Below are 19,581 nucleotides of genomic sequence, written 5' to 3'. Positions count from 1 at the left end.
GAAATTTTGGCTCTCAGACCAAATTGCGGAATTTATGCTTCCGTGTGGTAGCGGGTGATGCGCTCGACCTCGTTCTTCGAGCCCAGGACCACGCTGACGCGCTCGTGCAGCTTGGTGGGCTTGATGTCGAGGATGCGTTCGCGGCCGTTGGTGGCGGCGCCGCCGGCTTGTTCTACCAGCCAGCTCATGGGGTTGGCTTCGTACATCAGGCGCAGCTTGCCGGGCTTGTTGGGTTCGCGCTTGTCCCAGGGGTACATGAAGACGCCGCCACGGGTGAGGATGCGGTGTACGTCGGCGACCATCGAGGCGATCCAGCGCATGTTGAAGTCCTTGTTGCGGGGTCCTTCCACACCGGCCAGGCATTCGTCCACATAGCGCTTGACGGGGGCATCCCAGTGGCGCATGTTGCTCATGTTGATCGCGAATTCCTTGGTGTCTTCGGGGATGCGCACGTTTTCCTGGGTCAGCACAAAGCTGCCTTGCTCGCGGTCCAGCGTGAACATGGCGACGCCGTCACCAAAGGTCAGCACCAGCGTGGTTTGCGGGCCATAGACGCAGTAGCCGGCGGCCACTTGCTGGGCGCCTGCCTGCAGGAAGTCGTCTTCGGTCACGCCAGGGTGGCCTTCGGGCTTTTTGAGCACGCTGAAGATGGTGCCGATGGACACGTTCACATCGATGTTGGACGAGCCGTCGAGCGGGTCAAACATCAGCAGGTATTCGCCTTGCGGGTAGCGGTTGGGCACCAGGTAGATGCTGTCCATCTCTTCGGAGGCCATGGCGGCCAGGTGGCCACCCCATTCATTGGCTTCGATCAGCACTTCGTTGGCGATGATGTCCAGCTTCTTCTGCACTTCGCCTTGCACGTTCTCGCTGCCGGCGGTGCCCAGCACATCGCCCAGCGCGCCTTTGTTGACGCTGTGGCTGATGCGCTTGCAGGCGCGGGCCACCACTTCGATCAGCAGGCGCAGCTGGGCGGGGATGAGGCCGTCTACGCGTTGCTGCTCGACAAGGTAGCGGCTGAGGGTGATGTTTTTCTTCATGGGTGGAACTCCTTCAAACTTGGTCAATCGGGGTGGGCTCAGCGCTTGGGCTGGCGCGCTGGCTGTGGGGCTGGCGGTTGGGCCGGCTGTTGCGGCGGGGGCGCTGCTTCGCGGCCGTTCAGCTCGTCGCGCAGCTGTTGGGCGCGGGCCAGTTGGTCGCTGTGCCCCTGGGCGCGGGCATATTGCTCATAGGTGCTGAGCCACTGCCGCGCTTGCTGCGGGTCATTTTGTTCGTGGGCCAGCACCATCAGCTGAAAGTAGCTGTCGTACACGGTGGCGTGGTCGCCCGCGCCAAGGGCGATCTGCAGGCGCTCTTGCAGGTAGTTGCGGGCGGCATCCACCTGGCCGAGCATGTAGCTGTTCTGCGCCAGGTTGGCCAGCAGGCCGCGCAGGCGCGGGGTCTCGCCCATCGCTTGCAGGCGCTCGCGCGCCACGGGCAGCAACCGCTGGTTGGCTTGCAGCGCCTGGCGGTACTGGCCTTGCTCGTGCAGCACATAGCCCAGGTCTTCGTAGATGCCCAGCACCTGCAGCTGCGTGGGGAAGTCGGCCGGCTGCGGGGTGGGGGTGCTGTTGTCCCAGCGCATCTGCGTGGGCAGCTGGGCCACCTGTTGCAGCGGGTAGCGCACGGCCAGGGTCTGCACCTGTTTCAGCGCCGCCTCGTAGTGCCCGCCTTCTGCCAACCAGCGGACGCTGGCAATGCTCAGCTCCAGATGCGGGTAGGCCCATTGCGGATCGCTGGGCTTGGGCATGGCCGTGATGGCCTTCTGCGCTGCCAGGCCCGCCTCAGACGGCATGCCTCGGCGGTTGAAGAGGGTGGCCTGGGTGTAGTACAGCCGGAAAAAATCCAGCGCCGGCGCTTTGGTGCGCTTGAGTATGGGTTCAAGCGCTTGCAGGTCAGCGCTCATCGCACTGCCGCTAAAGCGCCCGCCTTCGGTAAACACCGCTGCATAGAGCGGTGCAAAGCGCTTTTCAAAATTGTTGTTGCCCGTGGTGGGCAGCGCAGCTTCGGCCGGGGATGTGGCTACCGCATTGGCGTTGCCGCCGGTTTGTGCGGTGGCCAGCAAGGGCATGGCTGCAGCCAGGCTGGCCAGGGCAGCGATGCCCTGGGCCAGCAGCTGTTGGCGCATGCCTTGGCGCATCAGTCCGCCATTGCGCGCGTGATCACTTCGCGCACATCGTTGCTGAGCTTGGGCTTGGCGGCGACCTTGGCAATCGCGTCGCCTGCTGCGCTGCGGTAGGGCTCGGGCAGCTTCTTCCAGCGGTCCAGCGCGCGGGCCAGGCGGGCAGCCACTTGCGGGTTGAAGGCGTCCAGCGCCACCACCTGCTCGGCCCAGAAGGCGTAGCCAGCACCATCGGCGCGGTGGAAGCCACCGGGGTTGCCATTGCAGTAGCTGAAGATCACGCTGCGGGCGCGGTTGGGGTTCTTGATGTTGAAGTCGGGCTGCTTCATCAGCGCGCGCACGGCGGGCAGGGCGCTGCCGTTCAGGTCCGGTGCGCTCGCTTGCAGCGCAAACCACTTGTCCAGCACCAGCTCGTCGTTCTTGAACATCTGGTGGAAGCTCTGGATCGCCGACTCAGCCAGCGGGCTGCCGCTCACCACCAGCGCGCTCAAGGCGTTGTAGCGGTCGGTCATGTTGCCCGCGTCCTTGTAGCGCTGCAGGGTCTTGCCAGGCCAGACCTTGTCGCCCGATTCGCGGGCGGCCACGCAGAGCATCAGCAGCGCGTGGCCGGCCAGTGCGCGCTTGCCGGCGCTCACTGCATCGGGCACATAGGCGCCGGTGTGGCTGCATTCGTCGTAGGCCCAGGCCCAGTCGGCAGCCAGCTCGGTGGCCAGTTGCTGGCGCATGGCTTCGCGCACCGCGTGCACGGTTTGCGGGTCGACCTGGTCGAGCTGCTCGGTGATATAGCCTTCGGATGGCAGGGTCAGCGCCAGGTCCTTGAAGGCGGCGTCGAGCTGCGGATCGCGCAGCACGTCGCGCATGGCCTGCACAAACGATGCGGGCAGCAGCTTGGCTTGCGGCGCAGCGGCATCGGCACCAGCGGCGCTGCGCGCAGCAATGGCTTGCAGCGCAAAGCGCAGGCCCAGGCGTTGGCCGGCTTCCCAGCGGTTGAAGGCGTCTTCGTCGTGGGCCAGCAGGTGCAGGAGCGCGTCATCGCTCTCTTCGATCTGCAGCACCACCGGGGCGCTGAAGTTGCGCAGCAGCGATGGGGCAGGGGCTTGCTCGACACCGTCAAAGACGATGGTGTGCGATTCCTCGGTCAGCACCACGGTGTGGTTGGTGGCGCTGTGGGCGATGCTGCTGAGCGCCTGGCTGGGGCGGATGTTCAGCGGCAGGCTGCGGCCATCGGCTGCCAGCAGGCCCAGCGTGACGGGGATCACGAACGGCTCCTTGCCAGGCTGGCCCGGGGTGGGCGGGCAGGACTGGGTCAGCGTCAGGGTGTAGGTCTGCGCTTCTGCGTCGTACACACCTTGCGCGGCCACGCGGGGCGTGCCCGACTGGCTGTACCAGCGTTTGAACTGCGGCAGGTGCTGGGCCAGCGGCGAGCCGGGGTTGGCATCGGCAATGGCCTGGGCGAAGTCGTCGCAGGTCACGGCCTGGCCGTCATGGCGCTCAAAGTAGAGCTTCATGCCCTTGGCAAAGCCTTCGCGGCCCACCAGGGTGGACTGCATGCGCACCACTTCCGAGCCCTTCTCGTAAATGGTGACGGTGTAGAAGTTGTTGATTTCAAGGTAGCTGTCCGGGCGCACGGGGTGGGCCATGGGACCGGCGTCCTCGGGGAACTGCACGGTGCGCAGCACGCGTACATCGTCAATGCGCTTGACGGCGCGGGCCGAGGCGCTGCCGGCCATGTCCATGCTGAATTCCTGGTCGCGGAAGACGGTCAGGCCTTCCTTGAGCGAGAGCTGGAACCAGTCGCGGCAGGTGACGCGGTCACCCGTCCAGTTGTGGAAGTACTCGTGGCCCACCACCGACTCGATATTGGCGTAGTCGGCATCGGTCGCGGTGGCCTGGCTGGCCAGCACGTACTTGGTGTTGAAGATGTTCAGGCCCTTGTTCTCCATCGCGCCCATGTTGAAGTCGCTGGTGGCGACGATCATGAAGCGGTCCAGATCCAGGCTCAGGCCAAAGCGGGCTTCGTCCCAGGCGATCGAGGCCATCAGCGAGTTCATCGCGTGCTCGGTCTTCTCCAGGTCGCCGGGGCGCACAAAGACCTGCAGCAGGTGTTCGTTGCCGGCGCGGCTCTTGATCTTCTGCTCGCGGGCGACCAGGTTGCCGGCCACCAGCGCAAACAGGTAGCAGGGCTTTTTGTGCGGATCGACCCACTTGGCAAAGTGGCGGCCGTCGGGCAGATCGCCTTGCTCGACCAGATTGCCGTTGGACAGCAGCACCGGGAACTGGGCCTTGTTGGCGCGCAAGGTCACGGTGTACATGGCCATCACATCGGGACGGTCCAGAAAATAGGTGATGCGGCGAAAGCCTTCGGCCTCGCACTGCGTGAAGAACGAGCCATTGCTGGTGTACAAGCCCATCAGCTTGGTGTTCTTCTCGGGCATGCAGGTGGTGAAGATCTCCAGGTCCACCGGGTCGCTGCCCTCGGGCAGGTTCTCCAGCACCAGGTCCGAGCCGTCCATCTTGAACGAGGAGGCGGCGCCATTGACCATCACGCGGGCCAGGTTCAGCTCGTCGCCATTGAGGTGCAGCGGCTGCGCTGGCACATCGGGGTTGCGGCGAATGCGCATCTTGTTGAGCACGCGCGTCTTGGCCGGGTCCAGGTCAAAAGTCAGATCGACCGTATCAATCCACCATGCCGGGGCCTGGTAGTCGGCGCGGTACACGGTGTGTGCTTGTCCTTCACGCATCATGGAGCTTCTCCAAAAATTGGTTGTTGAGCAGGGTCGAGAAATCGGGCGCCCATGCCAATACATGGGGGCCGCTGAGTTGCTGTGCATCGTGCGTGGTGCCAATGCCCACCGCACGCATGCCGGCGCGCCGCGCCGCTTCAATGCCGTGCGGCGCATCTTCAAACACGATGCAGGCGGCCGGGTCTATCGCCAGGCGTTCGGCCGCCTTCAGAAAAATATCGGGGTGGGGCTTGCCGGGCAGGCCCTCGTCGCCACGCGCAATCGCCTGGGCCGGGGGCTGCATCTGCAGGTTGTCCAGCACAAAGCGTACATTGTCCTGGTCGCCTGCGGTGCCAATGGCCACTTTGAGGCCCATGTCTCGTGCCTGGGCATGAAAGCGCGCAAAGCCATCGACCGCGCAGAAGTGGGCGGCAAACAGCTCGCGGTAAATGCCTTCCTTCTCTGCGGTGATGCGCTCGCTCTCTTCGGCGCTCACCGTGCGGCCCATCAGCGCGCAGGCGCATTCAAAGGCGTTCTTGCCAGTGGTCTGCGCCATGAAGGCGGGCACATCCAGATCCATGGCGTGGCGGCGCGCGTACTCCACCCAGGCCTGGGTATGCCAGGGCATCGAGTGGACCATGGTGCCGTCCATGTCAAAAATCAGCGCTTCGATCGCGGGCATTGGGCTTGTCTTCAGGTCCGTATCGGCTGGGAGTCCCAGCCAATCGATAGAGGGGCTGTGGCGCACCGCATGCGCAGCAGGGAGGGCGCGCTGCATAGGGTGGGCCACAGGTTTTTTAAACGCCTTGCTTGAGCGAGGCTTCGATGAACACGTCCAGGTCGCCGTCCAGCACCTTTTGGGTGGCGGAGACTTCGACGTTGGTGCGCAGGTCCTTGATACGGCTGTTGTCCAGCACGTAGCTGCGGATCTGGTGGCCCCAGCCCACATCGGTCTTGGTGTCTTCCAGCTTTTGCTGCTCTTCCATGCGCTTGCGCATTTCAAAGTCATAGAGCTTGGAGCGCAGGCGCTGCCAGGCCACATCGCGGTTGCTGTGCTGGCTACGGCCATCCTGGCACTGCACGACAATGCCGGTCGGGATGTGGGTCAGGCGCACGGCCGAGTCGGTCTTGTTGATGTGCTGGCCACCCGCGCCGGAGGCACGGTAGGTGTCGGTGCGCACATCCGAGGGGTTGATGTTGATCTCGATGGAGTCATCAATCTCGGGGTAGACAAACAGCGACGAGAAGCTGGTGTGGCGGCCGCCCGACGAGTCAAACGGGCTCTTGCGCACCAGGCGGTGCACACCGGTTTCGGTGCGCAGCAGGCCAAAGGCGTACTCGCCCTCGACCTTGATCGTGGCGCTCTTGATGCCGGCGACATCGCCCGGGGTTTCTTCTTCGACGGTGGCCTTGAAGCCCTTGCGCTCGGCGTACTTGAGGTACTGGCGCAGCAGCATGCTGGCCCAGTCGCAAGCCTCGGTGCCACCGGCGCCGGCCTGGATGTCGATAAAGCAGTTGAGTGGGTCGGCCTCGTTGCGGAACATGCGGCGGAACTCGAGCTCCTCGATCAGCGGGCGCAGCTTGGCAGCCTCGGCTTCGATGGTTTCCAGCCCGGCGTCATCGCCTTCTTCCTTGCTCATCTCGAAGAGCTCGGTGTTGTCCGCCAGCTCGCTGGTCAGCTTCTGCAAGGTCAGCACGACGGAGTCGAGGGCCTTCTTTTCCTTGCCCAGCTCCTGGGCCTTCTTGGGATCGTTCCAGACGCTGGGGTCTTCCAGCGAGGCGTTTACCGTGCGCAGTCGTTCGTACTTTGCATCGTAGTCAAAGATACCTCCGAAGCTCTTCTGTCCGGCTGGACAGGTCTTCGAGGGTGTTGCCGATTTGGTTGATGCGTTCTGCTTCCATGTCACTGTGTCCTATTATTGCGGTCTAGCCTGCTATTGTCGCATGCTGGCAGGGCTTGGCCGGCCAGTGGTGCTTTAGGGCATATGCTTGATAAATAATGTTTTTGCTCCCGCTGCGCGGCGTTTGCGGCGGCGGTCGTGGCGGGGCTCACTTCCAGGCAAACCGGGGCTGGTCAAAATGCGCCACCCGGGTGGGCTGGCCGCGCAGGCACACCTCGCGAAACTGGTACAAGAATGCGGCCGTGGGCGCAGCCACCCAGCTCTTGCCCATCGGCATGCGCAATACCGGGTGCGGCGAGGCATCGGTAGGCTCCAGCATGGGCGCATCGCTGCGCAGCAGCTCGGCCAGCGGGATGCGGTGCACACTGGCCACTTCATCGGGGTTGGGCTGCAGCTGGGCGGTGGCGCCGGCCCACACCACCACCGGGGTAATGACAAAGCCCGAACGCGTTGCGTAATCATCGAGGCACCCAAGCACCTGGCTGGGCGGCAGCAGCAGGCCTGCTTCTTCATGCAACTCGCGCAACGCGGCTTGCGCGGCCGTCTCGCCTGCCTCGATGCGGCCACCGGGCAGGGCCCATTGGCCGGGGTGGTTGCGCAAGTGCAAGGCGCGGCGGGTCAGCAGCAGCGCGGCCTCATTGCTCCACTGGGCGGGCCGCTGCATACCTTCGAGCCCGGCGCCTGGGCCTTCGTCCAGCAGCACCAGCGCGACCGCTGCCTGCGCCTGGCCGCCACCGCCCATGCGCTGCACCTCAAAATGCTGCAGGCTGTGGTGGATGCGCGATCGCAGTGCGTCGCTCAGAGGTATGGCGTCGGTCATAGGGCTGCTGCATTGTAGAAGCGGCCCGGCCGGGCAGTGGGCGCCGGCGAGACAGTGACCGTGGCGGCGGGTTTGGCCGCATCAATTGGAGCGGCTCTTGTGACGCAGGCAGACCTGGAACATCCACCCAAAAGCTGCATCAGGGCCAAATTGTGCCGGCAGCGGTTCGCCCGTTGCCAGCAGTAGCTTGCCGTGCAGGACGCTGGCATTGCTGGGAAGTGAGGTAATCAGAATCTCGGGGCCACACCCCCCCGGCAGCAGCACCCGCAGTGTCTGGCCTGGCCGGAAGTGGAGGGGGCCTTGCGGTTCGAAAATGAGCCGGACGGTGCCATGGGCGTGTCCGCTGGTATCGCAGAGCATGCAATGAACGATGCCCTGAAGGGAAGGTTGCGCAGTGAGTGGATCTTTGCCGTGGTGCCCCGGCCCCATGCCGCTGAAGGCCCGTGCTTGCCTGCCATGGTCAGCGCACTGCGAGCAGTGGACTTCGGTGCACCGCGTGGGCAGGGTCTTGCCGATTTGGGGCCTAGGCTCGCGCGGCTTGTCCGGGCGGGGGAATGGCGGAGGGTGGCTGTGGTGATTGGGCGGCTGGAACATCATGGGGCTGTCTCAGTATCTGTATTGAACGAAGCAATGGTTTCGATAGTTTTTTATAAATAGTAAAAGATGAAGCTTCGATGGAACTTACGGGCGTTTGGCGACTGATGTAGATCAAAAGACGGCTGAATGGCACTTGACAGCCGTAGGGGCGGTTGCAAGGCGCTGCATGGTGTGGGTGTCGTCAGCGGTCGCGGGCCCAAGGGCAGTCTCAGATGGTGGCCATGGCCAGCAAGGTGTCAAAAAATGCTTTTACACTTGGTTTTTTGACCGACTTCGCCGAATTTTTCTTATGCAAGACATCCTCCTTGGCCGCAGTGATTTGAAGGTTTCGCCCATTTGCCTGGGCACGATGACGTTTGGCGAGCAAGTCAGCGAAGCCGATGCCCATGCGATGCTCAGTCATTCGCTGGAGCGCGGCGTGTATTTCTGGGACACCGCAGAGATGTACGCGGTGCCCGCCCGCGCCGAAACCTATGGCGCCACCGAGACCATCATCGGCAACTGGTTCAAGGCCAACCCGGGCCTGCGTGACAAGGTGGTGCTGGCCAGCAAGGTGGCCGGCCCGTCGCGCGGCATGCCTTGGGTGCGTGAGGGCAAGGGCATGACGGCGGCCGATATCGTGGCCTCGTGCGACGCCAGCCTGCGCCGCCTGCAGACCGATGTGATCGACCTCTACCAGATCCACTGGCCCGAGCGCCATGTGCCGGCCTTCGGCAATCTGTACTACGACCCGAAAAAGGAAACCAGCGAGACGACGATTGGCGAGCAGCTGCAGGCGCTGGCCGGGCTGGTCAAGGCAGGCAAGATCCGCCACATTGGCCTGTCCAATGAGACGCCTTACGGCGTGCACGAGTTTGTGCGCCTGGCCGAGCAGCATGGCCTGCCGCGCGTGGCCAGCGTGCAAAACCCGTACTGCCTGATCAACCGCAGCTGGGAAAACGGCCTGGATGAGACCTGCGACCGCCTGGGCGTGTCGCTGCTGGCCTATTCGCCGCTGGCCTTTGGCCTGCTGACTGGCAAATACGACGACAGCGGCATCACCGGCCCGCAGGCGCCGCAGGGCGCACGCATTGCCAGCTATGAATCGGTGCGCAAGCAGCGCTGGGGCCGCCCTGAGGCGCTGGACGCGGCCAGGCGCTACAACCAGTTGGCGCGCGACCATGGCCTGACCCCCACCGCGTTGGCGCTGGCGTTTTGCTACAGCAAATGGCAGGTGGCCAGCACCATCATTGGCGTACGCACGATGGAGCAGCTGGACGAAGACCTCAATGTCTGGGGCACGCAACTGTCCGAGGCCTTGCTGCAAGAAATCGACGCGCTGCGCTGGGCGCTGGGCGATCCGGCGCAATAAGCTTCACCGTCCGTCATCGGGCGATTGACGGACTGGTGACGGCAGTGACTCGCAGGCCCTGGTGCAAACCAGAGCCTTTGGCATTGCAAAGGCCGCTATGCTTGGCGGCGCCCCACCCATTTTTTTCGAGACAATAGGGGCAGATTTTGCATGGCGCCTGCCGCCATCCAGTGAGTTATGAGCAAAAAAAACCATATCAGCGAAACGCCGGCCACCCAGTTTTTGAAGGCGCACAAGGTGGCGTTTACCGAGCATCCTTACGAGTATGTGGAGCATGGCGGCACGTCCGAGTCGGCCCGCCAGCTGGGGCTCGATGAGCATGTCGTCGTCAAGACCTTGGTGATGCAGAACCAGGATGCCAAGCCGCTCATCGTGCTGATGCATGGCGACTGCAAGGTGTCGACCAAGAGCCTGGCGCGCCAGATTGGCGCCAAGAGCATTGAGCCCTGCACACCCGAAGTGGCCAGCCGCCACAGCGGCTACCTGGTGGGCGGTACCTCGCCGTTCGGGCTGCGCAAGGCGATGCCGGTATACATTCAAGAGACGATTCTGGAGTTGCCGCGCATCGCCATCAACGGCGGGCGGCGTGGTTTTTTGGTGCAGATCGACCCCAAAGCATGCGTTGAAGTGCTCGGCGCCCAGCCGGTGCAATGCGCGCTGGCAGAATGACGCCTGCATTTCAGTGACATCAACCAGCTTGGCGCCCGCCACCGGCGCGCGCGAGCAAGGGGAGCAATTTGAGTACCGTTTATTCCATCCTGGCCACCATCCTGGCCTACCTCATCGGGTCGTTGTCGTTCGCGGTGATCGTCAGCCGCAGCATGGGTCTGAGTGACCCGCGCACCTATGGCAGCAAAAACCCGGGCGCCACCAATGTGCTGCGTTCGGGCAGCAAGGCGGCCGCCATCGTGACCTTGCTGCTGGATGCCGCCAAGGGTTGGCTGCCGGTGGCGCTGGTGGCCTGGTTTGGCAAGCCGTATGGCCTGGAAGAGGGCAGCATCGCGCTGGTGGGCATTGCGGCATTCTTGGGCCATCTCTGGCCGGTGTTCTTCAAGTTTGAAGGCGGCAAGGGCGTGGCAACGGCGCTGGGCGTGCTGCTGGGCTTCAGTGGCTGGCTGGGTTTGCTGACCCTGCTGGCCTGGGTGGCTGTGGCCGCCATCTGGCGTTATTCGTCGCTGTCGTCGCTGGTGGCGGCGGTGCTGGCGCCCGTGTTCTACATCCTCATCGGTGGCGAGCTCTGGGATTCTCATGCCGAGATCTTTGTCGCGATTCTGGCGATGTCGGCCTTGCTGGTCTACCGCCACAAGCTCAACATCCAGCGCCTGGTGGAAGGCAAGGAATCCAAGCTGGGCCAGAAGAAAACCAAGTGATGCAACGCGCTGCCCCCGGGCAGGCGGCAGTAGGGCTGAACACCATCGCGGGTTCAGCCCTTTTGTTTTGCCGAGATTCAGCGCCGCGGCCGGGCGCTATTTGATCCGGTCCAAGGTCATCTGCGGGCCGGCGCGTTTCATCTCAAAGGCATTCAGAAAACTGTTGCCCAGCAGCACATAGGGCATGTTGGCGGAGGTCACCACGGCATCCACATTGCGCAGTTCCACATCGGAGATGCGCACGCTGCTCAGCTGCAGATACCAGCCGTTGCTGACGCCATTGGCAGTGCCCATGCGCACCGCACGGCCCTTGCGGTAGTCAATGCCCAGCTTGAGCGCTTCGCTCATCCCCAGGCTGACCGTCGTGGCGCCGGTATCGACCAGAAAGCGCGTGGCCTTGCCGTTGATCATGCCGGCGGTCATGAAATGGCCGCTGGCATCGGCCGCCAACACAATGCGGCCGGTGTTGCTGACGGGCAGCGCGGCATCGGCCACGCTGACCGGCGACTCGCCCATGCGCAGGCTGTGCGCTACGCCGGCAATCCTGACCTGCGCCTGCCCATCCTTGACACTGAGGACCTGTACCTGCTGGTAGCTGCTGCCGGCAGCCACGGCCTTGGGTGCCCGGCCATCGATGACGAGCAAGGCCTTGTCGCCCAGAATGCCGGCGAGCGCCACCGAGCGGGGGCCTTCGGCCGCATCTTGGGCATGGGCTGCCCAGCCCGCGCTGCCACACAGGGCCCATACCAGCAGCCAGCGGTGCAGGCGGGCGGGCGCGGGGCGGGCTGGGGAGAACAAAGGCTTCATAGGTGGCGAGGCAGGGGTATGGATGCAGGCGCTCGGGCAGTGCCAAGTTTCATGGCGGCCATCGGTGGGCGGATCGCTTTACATCGTAAACGAAGCGGCATGCGCCAGGACCCGGGATTTATTGTTTGACCCAAGGGCTAGCCCGTTGTTTTTTGGAAAAGTAACTGCCAGTTGAAGGTTAATACATTGCTATTGATAATTGTTATCATTAGCATTCCTGACTCAAATTTACAAGCCGTTAACCAAGCGGAATTATTGTTTCAGGAGTTTTCAATGATCCAAGCCCTTCGCAGCGAGACGCTCGCGCGTACAAGAGGCGAGCGCGCCGGCCTGTCGGTCGCCGCGCTGTTGATGCTGGCAGCGCTGCCGGCCATGGCGCAAGAGCACACCTTGCCAACGGTCCAGGTGTCGGCCGACCAGTTCGATCCCGACGATGTGCGGCCCGAAGGCGTGACCACGGCGACCAAGACCTATATGGCGCCCAAGGACATCCCGCAGACCATCGACACCTTGGAAGTCAACAAGTTCAAGAGCTACGGCATCAATGACCTGTCGGTCATGCTTGATGGCGTGCCGGGGGTCAATACCAGCTACGACATGCGCGGCGAGGGGGTGATGATCCGCGGCTTCAATGCCGACAGCGGCGACATATACCGCGATGGCGTGCGCGAATCCGGCCAGGTGCGCCGCAGCACCGCCAATGTGGAGCGCATCGAGATTCTGAAAGGCCCCGCCTCGGTGCTGTACGGCCGTGGCGCTGGCGGCGGCGTCGTCAACATGGTCAGCAAGCAGGCGCGCTTTGATGGCGTCAGCAGCGTCACGCTGCGCGGTGGCTCCTGGGAGAACGTGGGCGGCACCATCGACATCAACCGGGTGATAAGCCCCAATGTGGTCATGCGCCTGACGGCCGACCGCGAGCAGGCGCACAGCTTTCGCAGCGGCATCCGCAACCGCAACGAGATGGTCTCGCCCAGCATCCTGGTCGATACGCGCACGGGCCTGCGCTGGACCGGCCAGTACACCTATGACAACGTCTGGCGCGTGCCGGACCGGGGCCCTGCCTACGACCAGATGCCGCCGGGCATGTCGCTGCGCCAGGGCTTTGCCCAGCCAGGCGACTTTGTCGAAGACCGCCTGCGCGTGCTGCGCTCGGACCTGTCCTATGAGTTCAACAACGCCTGGAGCGTGCGCTGGGTGGCCAGCAAGCGTGAAGCCAGCCAGGACTTTGACCACTACTTTGCCGGCACCTACTGCAACCCCCAGGGCCTGACCCCGGCGGGCGCCAAGTGCGCCAACCCCGGCCTGCTGCGCCAAAGCTATGCCTGGCAGCAAACCGAGAACCGCACCACCACCCACACCGTCGATGTGACCGGCAAGCTGGACCTGGCCGGCATGCGCCATGAGCTGTTGCTGGGCGTGGAGCACAGCGAGGAAGAGCGCGCGCCGCGCCTCTTCAGCACCGCCAGCAGCAATGGCTATATCGACCCGAACAACCCGGTGTTCGATGCCGTGCGCCCGCCCCAAGGTGCGCCTTCGCAGCACAACCTGCACAAAGGCACGGCCCGCGCGCTGTATGTGCAGGATCTGATCAGCCTGAGCGACCAGTGGAAGCTGCTGCTGGGTGCGCGCTATGACAACTTTGATTTCAACAGCACCAACCAGCTGAACAACGCCAGCCGCAGTACCGACGGCCACTCGGTCAGCCCCCGCGCCGGCCTGGTCTGGCAGCCGGTGCGCGAGCACAGCCTGTATGCGTCCTGGAGCCGCAGCTTCTCACCCTATGGCGGCCGCGGCATCTTGTCGGTCGATACCGGCGCCGGCGCGGTGCTGGACGATGAGCCCCAGCATTCGCAGCAGTTCGAGGTGGGGGTGAAGAGCGATTGGCTCGATGGCGCGCTGTCCACACAGCTGGCCGTCTACCAGCTGGAGCACTACAACATCCGCTACCGCCCCGATCCGGACAACGACCCCTTCACCTGGGCGGTGCGTGGCAAGGAGCGCTCGCGCGGTATCGAGTTCAGCGCGGCCGGCCGTGTGGCACCGTTCTGGTATGTGCGTGGCGGCGTCGGCATCATGGCGGCCAAGGTCACCGAGAACAAGGCCAACCCGGCGCTGGAGGGCAACTACCTGGCCAACACCGCGCGCCGCAATGGCAATGTCTTTCTGCGCTATGCGCCTGCCGGCAACTGGTACGCCGAGCTGGGCGTGACCCACACCAGCGCGCGCTACACCAACGACGCCAACACCAGCCGCGTGCCCGGCTACACCCGATGGGATGGCCTGGTAGGCTGGCGCGCCGCGCCCTGGACCGTCACCCTGGCGGTGTCCAACCTGACCAACAAGGAATACTGGCGCAGCAGCAGCATGCCCGGCACGCCGCGTGGTGCTTTGCTGAGCGCGAACTACCAGTTCTAAAAGGTAGGCGCCATACCAACAGGCCGCGCTGCAAACCATGCAGCGCGGCCTGTTGGTATTTGACCGATGGCGGATCAGTCGCGGAAGTTGTTGAACGACAGCGGCACGTCGGTCACGTCTTTCTTCAGCAGCGCCATTGCCGCTTGCAGATCGTCGCGCTTGGCGCCGGTGATGCGCACGGCATCGCCCTGGATGGCAGCCTGCACCTTCATCTTGCTGTCCTTGATGAGCTTCTGGATCTTCTTGGCCAGCTCCTGCTCGATGCCGTTGCGCACCTTGATCACTTGCTTGACCTTGTCGCCGCCGACCTTTTGCACATCGCCCTTGTCCAGAAAGCGCACATCGACATTGCGCTTGGTCAGCTTGTTGCGCAGGATGTCTTCGACCTGCACGAGCTGGAAGTCGGCATCGCCGTACATGATGATCTCTTTGTCCTTGAGCTCGATACCGGCCGACGTTCCCTTGAAGTCGAAACGGGTGCCAATTTCCTTGGCGGAATTCTCAACAGCGTTCTTCACCTCGACGAAGTCGGCTTCGCAAACCGTGTCAAACGATGGCATAAATACTCTCCTTGCAGGCCAGGCTGAGCGCCTGAGTGGGTCGCGACAAGTGCGACAATCTACCGATGTTAGTCGAGAAAAATGCCCCGCTGCAGCAATACAACACCTTTGGCATCATGGCGCGGGCCATGAACCTGGTGCGCGTGCAGACCCCGCAGGATATCCGTGATTTTCTGGCCCAGCCCCCGTTGGGCGCCAGCCGCCAGGTGGTGGTGCTGGGGGGCGGCAGCAATATCGTTATCACCGGCGATGTCGAGCCCACCGTCTTCAAGATGGAAATCATGGGCAAGCGTCTGGTCGAAGAGACCGACAAGCACTACATCATCGAGGTCGGTGCCGGTGAAGTCTGGCACGAGGTGGTTGCCTGGAGCCTGGCCCAGGGCTACCCTGGGCTGGAGAACCTGGCGCTGATCCCCGGCACCGCGGGTGCGGCGCCGGTGCAGAACATTGGCGCCTATGGCGTGGAGCTGCAAGACCGTTTTGACTCGCTCGATGCGATCGACCTGAGCAATGGCGAACACTTCAGCCTGCAGGCGGCGCAGTGCGCGTTTGGCTACCGGGATTCGGTGTTCAAGCATGCGCCGGCTGAAACCATGCCGCTGACGATGATCGCCCGCGCCACCGGCGTCGCCGAGCCCCGGGGCATGGGGCTGGCGGGCCGCGCGGTGATCACCCACGTGCGCCTGCGCCTGGCCAAAGATTGGAAGCCCGAGCTGGGCTACCTGGACCTGGCCCGCAAGCAGGCCGAAAAAGGCATTGCGCAGCCCACGGCCCAGGATATTTTTGACTGGGTGGTGGAGATCCGCCGCGCCAAGCTGCCCGATCCGGCGCAGATCGGCAATGCCGGCAGCTTTTTCAAGAACCCCCAGGTAACGGCCGACCAGTGCGAGGACATCATCGCGCGCGAGCCCAAAATCGTGCACTACCCGATGCTCGATGGCAGCATCAAGCTGGCTGCGGGCTGGATGATCGATGCCTGCGGCTGGCGCGGCAAAAGCATTGGCAAGGCCGGTGTGTATGACCGCCAGGCGCTGGTGCTCGTCAACCTGGGCGCAGGGGAGGGCAGCGTTACCGGCGGTGAGGTGGTCACCTTGGCGCGCGCGATCCAGACCAGCGTCTATGAGCGCTTTGGTATCCAGCTGGAGCCGGAACCGGTCGTCTGGTAGGCGCTAACGCCCCTTTGCACCCACTGGTGGGCGCAGATCAGCGCTTGGCAGGCGGTATCCAGCGCGCCAGTGCAGCGGCCGCACCCCAGGCCAGCAGGCCAATGCAGGCAATGCCGCTGGCCAGCGACAGGCTGCCGGCCAGAAACGACAGCAGCGCTGGCCCGAGCGATGAGCCCAGATCGGCCGCCAGGCGCCATATCCCCAGAAAATGCGCCCGGGCATGGCGCGGTGCGTGGTCGGCGCCCAAGGTCATGATCAGGCCTGAGCCAATGCCGTTGCCAAAGCCCAGCGCCATCGCGGCCAGCAGCAAGGTCGTCACGGTGCCGGTCAGCGGCATCAGCAGCATGGCGGTGCCCATCACCAGCATCGATGGCACGGCCACCCAGCGCCGGCCTTTCAGGTCCATCAACTTGCCGGCGGGGTAGAAGACCAGCATGTCGATGGCGCCCGCCAGCCCGTACACCAGCGATGCGGCTGCAGGCGCCAGGGCCAGATGGTCGGCCCACAGCGGAATGACCACCTGGCGCGAGGCGCGCACGGCGCTGACCAGCAGCACGCCCATGCCCAAGGTGAGAAAAAGCCGGTGGTGATCGCGCAGAATGCCGGCGATGGACGGCGCCTCGGTGGGCAGCGGCTGGCCTGGCAGCGCGCTGGGGGCCGCCAGATCGGGTACACGCAGACCAATGGCTGCGGCGCAGAGCACACCCACAATACCCACCGCAAAGGCGGCATGCAGCCCCCAGGCATGCATGGCCCAGGCGCCGATGAAAGGCCCGATGAACATGCCGATGCGCATTACGCCGCCCAGGGTGGACAGCGCACGGGCGCGGAACGACACCGGCACCGCCTCAGTCAGATAGCTTTGCCGCGCCAGGTTGTAGACCGCCTGCGACATGCCCACCATCAAGCAGCCCAGCGCAAACAGCCAGAGCTGCTGGGTGGCCAGGCACAGGGCCATGCCCAGCGCGCTCCACAGGCCTGCGGCCACAATCGCCCAGCGCTCGCCCCAGCGGGCTGTGATCAGCGAGGCCGGGATATTGCTGAGCAAGGAGCCAATGCTGACCAGCCCCACCACCAGCGCTGCGATGGGAACCGAGGCGCCCAGATCGCGCGCCATCAGCACGATGACCGGCAGCACCGCACCCTCGCCAATGCCAAACAGCAGCGAGGGGCCAAAGGCGGCCACCGCGATGCGGCGCAGCGAAAACTCTGCGCCGCTGTCTGCGACCGGATCGGTTGGGGGAGGCGGGGAGCTGGGCGTGCCCATGTTGGGTGATGGGGTATCGGATCTGCGCTGAAGGGCCGGGAGTGATGGGTGCTGCTGAAAACCTCCTCAAGGTTCTCGGCAGCACCGGGCGCTATTTTGCGCCTGCCCGGCGCTCGGATGGCGCAGGTCCTGTCGCGGGCAGAACTTGGCCTGCGCGGTTTACTTCAGGCTGCCCGAGAGGAAGCGCGCCAGGCGCTCACTCTTGGGGTTGGCCAGCACCTCGCGCGGCGGGCCTTGTTCCTCGATCAGGCCCTGGTGCAGGAAGATCACATGGTTGGAGACCTCGCGGGCAAAGCCCATTTCATGGGTGACGACCAGCATGGTGCGGCCTTCCTGGGCCAGCACCTGCATGACCCGCAGCACTTCACCGACCAGCTCGGGGTCGAGGGCAGAGGTGGGCTCGTCAAACAGCATCACCTCGGGCTCCACCGCCAGCGCGCGGGCAATGGCCACGCGCTGCTGCTGGCCGCCGCTCATGTGGTTGGGGTAGCTGTCTTCCTTGTTCTCCAGGCCCACGAGCTGGAGGTACTTGCGGGCACGGGCCACGGCCTCGTCCTTGCTGATGCCCAGCACATGCACCGGCACTTCGATGATGTTCTGCAGCACCGTCATATGGGCCCAGAGGTTGAAGTGCTGGAACACCATGGCCAGCTTGCTGCGCAGGCGCTGGAGCTGCTTGGGGTCGACGGCGTCCAGCGCGCCATTGCGGCCGGTGCGCAGCTGCAGTGCTTCGCCGGCGACGATGATCTGGCCCTGCTGCGGTTGCTCCAGCAGGTTGATGCAGCGCAAAAAGGTGCTCTTGCCCGAGCCGGAGCTGCCGATGATGCTGATCACGTCGCCAGCACAGGCATTGAGCGAGACGCCCTTGAGCACCTGGTTGCTGCCATAGCTCTTGTGGATGTCCAGCGCCTGCAGTTTGTAGTTGGATGCGTTCATATCTCGATGCTCGAATATCTTAGGCCTTGCGCGGAGCCAGGTAGCCCAGGAAGCGGCGCTCCGCCACGCGGAAGATGCCAATCAGGATGAAGGTGATGCACAGGTAGATCACCGCTGCGGCGATATAGGCTTCAAACGGCAGGTAGTAATCCGAATACACCCGGCTGGCGGCGCCGGTCAGGTCCACCAGCGACGGCACGGTCGAGGCCAGGCTGGTCGAGTGCAGCATCATCACCACCTCGTTGCTGTAGGCGGGCAGGGTGCGGCGGATGGCGCTGGGCAGCACGATGCGGCGCATCAGCTGCCAGCGGCCCATGCCCATCGCCCGGGCCGCTTCCACTTCGCCCTTGTAGGTTTCGCGGATCGAGCCGGCCAGCATCTCGGCCGTGTAGGCGGCCGTGTTCAAGGTGAAGGCCAGGAAGGCGCAGAAGAACGGCTCCTTGAAATAGGTCCAGGGCCAGACCGCATCCCAGCGTGCCTGCACCCATTCGAGCTGCGAGAAGCCGTAGTAGATCAGGTAGACCTGGATCAGCAGCGGCGTGCCGCGCATGAAGTAGGTAAAGGCGCCCACGGTCTTGCGCAGCAGCCAGGAACGGCTGACCAGGGCGAGCGCGCCCAATAACGCCAGCACCGCACCAATCGCCAGGCTGGAGAGCAGCAGCTTGAGCGTGGTGACCAGGCCCTCGCCATACAGCGCAAGGGTGTCCGGCTGAAAAATGACTTCCCAGTTCATAGCTGCACCTTTTCGGTTCCCAGGCTGTAGCGCGCATTGAGGCGGCCCAGCGCCCACAGCGATACCGAGGTGTAGATCAGGTACAGCGCAGCAGTGAACAGGAAGAAGATGAAGGGCTCGCGCGCAGCGGCGCTGGCCTGCTTGGCCAGGTAGGTCATGTCTTGCAGGCCGATCAGGCTGACCAGCGCGGTGGCCTTGATCAGCACCAGCCAGTTGTTGGTAAAGCCGGGCAGTGCGTATCGCACCATCTGCGGCAAGGTGATGCGGAAGAAGGTCTTGACCGGGCTCATGCCGAAGGCCCAGGCCGCCTCCATCTGGCCTTTGGGGATGGCCAGGATCGCGCCCCGGAAGGTTTCAGTCATGTAGGCGCCGTAGATGAAGCCGATCGTGAACGCGCCGGCGACAAAGGGGTTGAGGTCGACGGAGCTTTCGCTGCCCATCTTCTCGAGCAAGGTATTGAGGCCGATGGCGCCGCCGTAGAAGATCAGCAGCATCATCACCAGCTCGGGGATGCCGCGCACGATGGAGGTGTAGAACGTGGCCAGCACCACCAGCGGGCGGCGGCCTGAGAGCTTGGCACTGGCGCCCAGCAGCCCCAGCACGGTGGCGATGGCAGCCGACGCCAGCGAGACCGCCACGGTGAGCAGCGAGCCCATCAGGATCGATTGAAAGTAATCACTCATAGTTTCTGGCCTTAGGCGGCGGTATTGCGGTGTGCAATAGCGCTGGTGAATGGCCTGGTGGTTGCCTCTGAAGGCGCTTGCAAAAGGGGCA

Annotated in this window: 17 protein-coding genes; 5 read left to right on the top strand and 12 right to left on the bottom strand. The window is 64.1% G+C overall.

Annotation, left to right across the window (positions count from 1 at the left end; all coding sequences use genetic code 11):
• Nucleotides 1-32 precede the first annotated feature (32 nt).
• The 6 genes from MJ205_RS09960 to MJ205_RS09935 all read right to left on the bottom strand — a co-directional run bounded on the left by MJ205_RS09960 (nucleotide 33) and on the right by MJ205_RS09935 (nucleotide 7,605).
• The gene (locus MJ205_RS09960; protein ID WP_021026772.1) at nucleotides 33-1,040 is read right to left on the bottom strand and encodes a class 1 fructose-bisphosphatase; all 1,008 of its coding nucleotides are present in this window, start codon (nucleotides 1,038-1,040) and stop codon (nucleotides 33-35) included.
• Between the two features lie 38 nt (nucleotides 1,041-1,078).
• Nucleotides 1,079-2,179 carry a tetratricopeptide repeat protein gene (locus tag MJ205_RS09955; RefSeq protein ID WP_239812297.1) on the bottom strand — a complete coding sequence of 367 codons (1,101 nt, stop codon included), beginning with the start codon at nucleotides 2,177-2,179 and terminating at the stop codon, nucleotides 1,079-1,081.
• Nucleotides 2,179-4,905 (bottom strand): aminopeptidase N, encoded by a 2,727-nt coding sequence (pepN, locus tag MJ205_RS09950; RefSeq protein ID WP_239812296.1) that lies wholly within the window; start codon nucleotides 4,903-4,905, stop codon nucleotides 2,179-2,181. Before pepN ends, MJ205_RS09955 begins: the two co-directional genes overlap by 1 nt.
• Nucleotides 4,895-5,566 (bottom strand): HAD family hydrolase, encoded by a 672-nt coding sequence (locus MJ205_RS09945; protein WP_239812295.1) that lies wholly within the window; start codon nucleotides 5,564-5,566, stop codon nucleotides 4,895-4,897. Before MJ205_RS09945 ends, pepN begins: the two co-directional genes overlap by 11 nt.
• A 115-nt stretch (nucleotides 5,567-5,681) precedes the next feature.
• Nucleotides 5,682-6,786 (bottom strand): peptide chain release factor 2 gene (gene prfB, locus MJ205_RS09940; protein WP_239812294.1). Its coding sequence is split into 2 segments (ribosomal slippage): nucleotides 5,682-6,704 and nucleotides 6,706-6,786, totalling 1,104 coding nucleotides; the frame shifts between segments, so codons are not numbered across the junction.
• A 147-nt stretch (nucleotides 6,787-6,933) separates the two neighbouring features.
• Entirely contained in the window at nucleotides 6,934-7,605 is a 672-nt protein-coding gene (locus tag MJ205_RS09935) for an NUDIX hydrolase (protein WP_239812293.1), read from the bottom strand.
• A gap of 886 nt (nucleotides 7,606-8,491) precedes the next feature.
• On the opposite strand from MJ205_RS09935, the gene MJ205_RS09930 reads away from it, so the two are divergent.
• From MJ205_RS09930 to plsY, 3 genes are all read left to right on the top strand, one after another.
• Complete coding sequence (locus MJ205_RS09930) at nucleotides 8,492-9,553, top strand: aldo/keto reductase (protein ID WP_239812292.1); 1,062 nt, start codon at nucleotides 8,492-8,494, stop codon at nucleotides 9,551-9,553.
• A gap of 177 nt (nucleotides 9,554-9,730) precedes the next feature.
• On the top strand, nucleotides 9,731-10,222 hold the full coding sequence (gene ybaK, locus MJ205_RS09925; protein WP_239812291.1) for a Cys-tRNA(Pro) deacylase: 492 nt from the start codon (nucleotides 9,731-9,733) through the stop codon (nucleotides 10,220-10,222).
• 68 nt (nucleotides 10,223-10,290) lie between these two features.
• Nucleotides 10,291-10,923, top strand: coding sequence for a glycerol-3-phosphate 1-O-acyltransferase PlsY (plsY, locus tag MJ205_RS09920; protein WP_239812290.1), 633 nt, complete (start codon nucleotides 10,291-10,293; stop codon nucleotides 10,921-10,923).
• A gap of 96 nt (nucleotides 10,924-11,019) precedes the next feature.
• Here plsY and MJ205_RS09915 read toward each other — a convergent pair whose 3' ends face one another.
• Nucleotides 11,020-11,730 (bottom strand): retropepsin-like aspartic protease family protein, encoded by a 711-nt coding sequence (locus tag MJ205_RS09915; protein ID WP_239812289.1) that lies wholly within the window; start codon nucleotides 11,728-11,730, stop codon nucleotides 11,020-11,022.
• Nucleotides 11,731-12,003: 273 nt separating this feature from the next.
• On the opposite strand from MJ205_RS09915, the gene MJ205_RS09910 reads away from it, so the two are divergent.
• Complete coding sequence (locus tag MJ205_RS09910) at nucleotides 12,004-14,145, top strand: TonB-dependent receptor (RefSeq protein WP_239812288.1); 2,142 nt, start codon at nucleotides 12,004-12,006, stop codon at nucleotides 14,143-14,145.
• Between the two features lie 74 nt (nucleotides 14,146-14,219).
• Here the strand turns inward: MJ205_RS09910 and MJ205_RS09905 are convergent, their stop codons facing one another.
• Entirely contained in the window at nucleotides 14,220-14,705 is a 486-nt protein-coding gene (locus MJ205_RS09905; RefSeq protein ID WP_021026760.1) for a YajQ family cyclic di-GMP-binding protein, read from the bottom strand.
• A gap of 65 nt (nucleotides 14,706-14,770) precedes the next feature.
• Between MJ205_RS09905 and murB the strand changes: the two genes are divergently transcribed.
• Nucleotides 14,771-15,871 carry a UDP-N-acetylmuramate dehydrogenase gene (gene murB, locus MJ205_RS09900; protein WP_239812287.1) on the top strand — a complete coding sequence of 367 codons (1,101 nt, stop codon included), beginning with the start codon at nucleotides 14,771-14,773 and terminating at the stop codon, nucleotides 15,869-15,871.
• 37 nt (nucleotides 15,872-15,908) lie between these two features.
• On the opposite strand, the gene MJ205_RS09895 is transcribed toward murB, so the two are convergent.
• The 4 genes from MJ205_RS09895 to MJ205_RS09880 all read right to left on the bottom strand — a co-directional run bounded on the left by MJ205_RS09895 (nucleotide 15,909) and on the right by MJ205_RS09880 (nucleotide 19,490).
• Nucleotides 15,909-17,138, bottom strand: coding sequence for an MFS transporter (locus MJ205_RS09895; protein ID WP_239812286.1), 1,230 nt, complete (start codon nucleotides 17,136-17,138; stop codon nucleotides 15,909-15,911).
• A gap of 159 nt (nucleotides 17,139-17,297) precedes the next feature.
• A complete protein-coding gene (locus tag MJ205_RS09890; RefSeq protein WP_239812285.1) occupies nucleotides 17,298-18,074 on the bottom strand; it encodes an ABC transporter ATP-binding protein in 777 nt (258 codons plus the stop codon).
• 19 nt (nucleotides 18,075-18,093) lie between these two features.
• Nucleotides 18,094-18,807 carry an ABC transporter permease gene (locus MJ205_RS09885; protein WP_239812284.1) on the bottom strand — a complete coding sequence of 238 codons (714 nt, stop codon included), beginning with the start codon at nucleotides 18,805-18,807 and terminating at the stop codon, nucleotides 18,094-18,096.
• Nucleotides 18,804-19,490 carry an ABC transporter permease gene (locus tag MJ205_RS09880; protein WP_239812283.1) on the bottom strand — a complete coding sequence of 229 codons (687 nt, stop codon included), beginning with the start codon at nucleotides 19,488-19,490 and terminating at the stop codon, nucleotides 18,804-18,806. The genes MJ205_RS09885 and MJ205_RS09880 overlap by 4 nt, the downstream gene beginning before the upstream one ends.
• Nucleotides 19,491-19,581: the final 91 nt, after the last annotated feature.

The organism is Comamonas sp. B21-038 (assembly GCF_022387135.1).
GTDB lineage: Bacteria > Pseudomonadota > Gammaproteobacteria > Burkholderiales > Burkholderiaceae_C > Comamonas > Comamonas sediminis.
The sequence above is the reverse complement of the archived record's forward strand: the minus strand, read 5'-3'. Positions and strand labels throughout refer to the sequence as shown.

Coding starts and splice junctions, on each gene's coding strand:
- MJ205_RS09960 (WP_021026772.1), bottom strand. CDS start 1,040: ATGAAGAAAAACATCACCCTCAGCCGCTACCTTGTCGAGCAGCAACGC.
- MJ205_RS09955 (WP_239812297.1), bottom strand. CDS start 2,179: ATGCGCCAAGGCATGCGCCAACAGCTGCTGGCCCAGGGCATCGCTGCC.
- pepN (WP_239812296.1), bottom strand. CDS start 4,905: ATGATGCGTGAAGGACAAGCACACACCGTGTACCGCGCCGACTACCAG.
- MJ205_RS09945 (WP_239812295.1), bottom strand. CDS start 5,566: ATGCCCGCGATCGAAGCGCTGATTTTTGACATGGACGGCACCATGGTC.
- MJ205_RS09935 (WP_239812293.1), bottom strand. CDS start 7,605: ATGACCGACGCCATACCTCTGAGCGACGCACTGCGATCGCGCATCCAC.
- MJ205_RS09930 (WP_239812292.1), top strand. CDS start 8,492: ATGCAAGACATCCTCCTTGGCCGCAGTGATTTGAAGGTTTCGCCCATT.
- ybaK (WP_239812291.1), top strand. CDS start 9,731: ATGAGCAAAAAAAACCATATCAGCGAAACGCCGGCCACCCAGTTTTTG.
- MJ205_RS09915 (WP_239812289.1), bottom strand. CDS start 11,730: ATGAAGCCTTTGTTCTCCCCAGCCCGCCCCGCGCCCGCCCGCCTGCAC.
- MJ205_RS09910 (WP_239812288.1), top strand. CDS start 12,004: ATGATCCAAGCCCTTCGCAGCGAGACGCTCGCGCGTACAAGAGGCGAG.
- MJ205_RS09905 (WP_021026760.1), bottom strand. CDS start 14,705: ATGCCATCGTTTGACACGGTTTGCGAAGCCGACTTCGTCGAGGTGAAG.
- murB (WP_239812287.1), top strand. CDS start 14,771: ATGTTAGTCGAGAAAAATGCCCCGCTGCAGCAATACAACACCTTTGGC.
- MJ205_RS09895 (WP_239812286.1), bottom strand. CDS start 17,138: ATGGGCACGCCCAGCTCCCCGCCTCCCCCAACCGATCCGGTCGCAGAC.
- MJ205_RS09890 (WP_239812285.1), bottom strand. CDS start 18,074: ATGAACGCATCCAACTACAAACTGCAGGCGCTGGACATCCACAAGAGC.
- MJ205_RS09885 (WP_239812284.1), bottom strand. CDS start 18,807: ATGAACTGGGAAGTCATTTTTCAGCCGGACACCCTTGCGCTGTATGGC.
- MJ205_RS09880 (WP_239812283.1), bottom strand. CDS start 19,490: ATGAGTGATTACTTTCAATCGATCCTGATGGGCTCGCTGCTCACCGTG.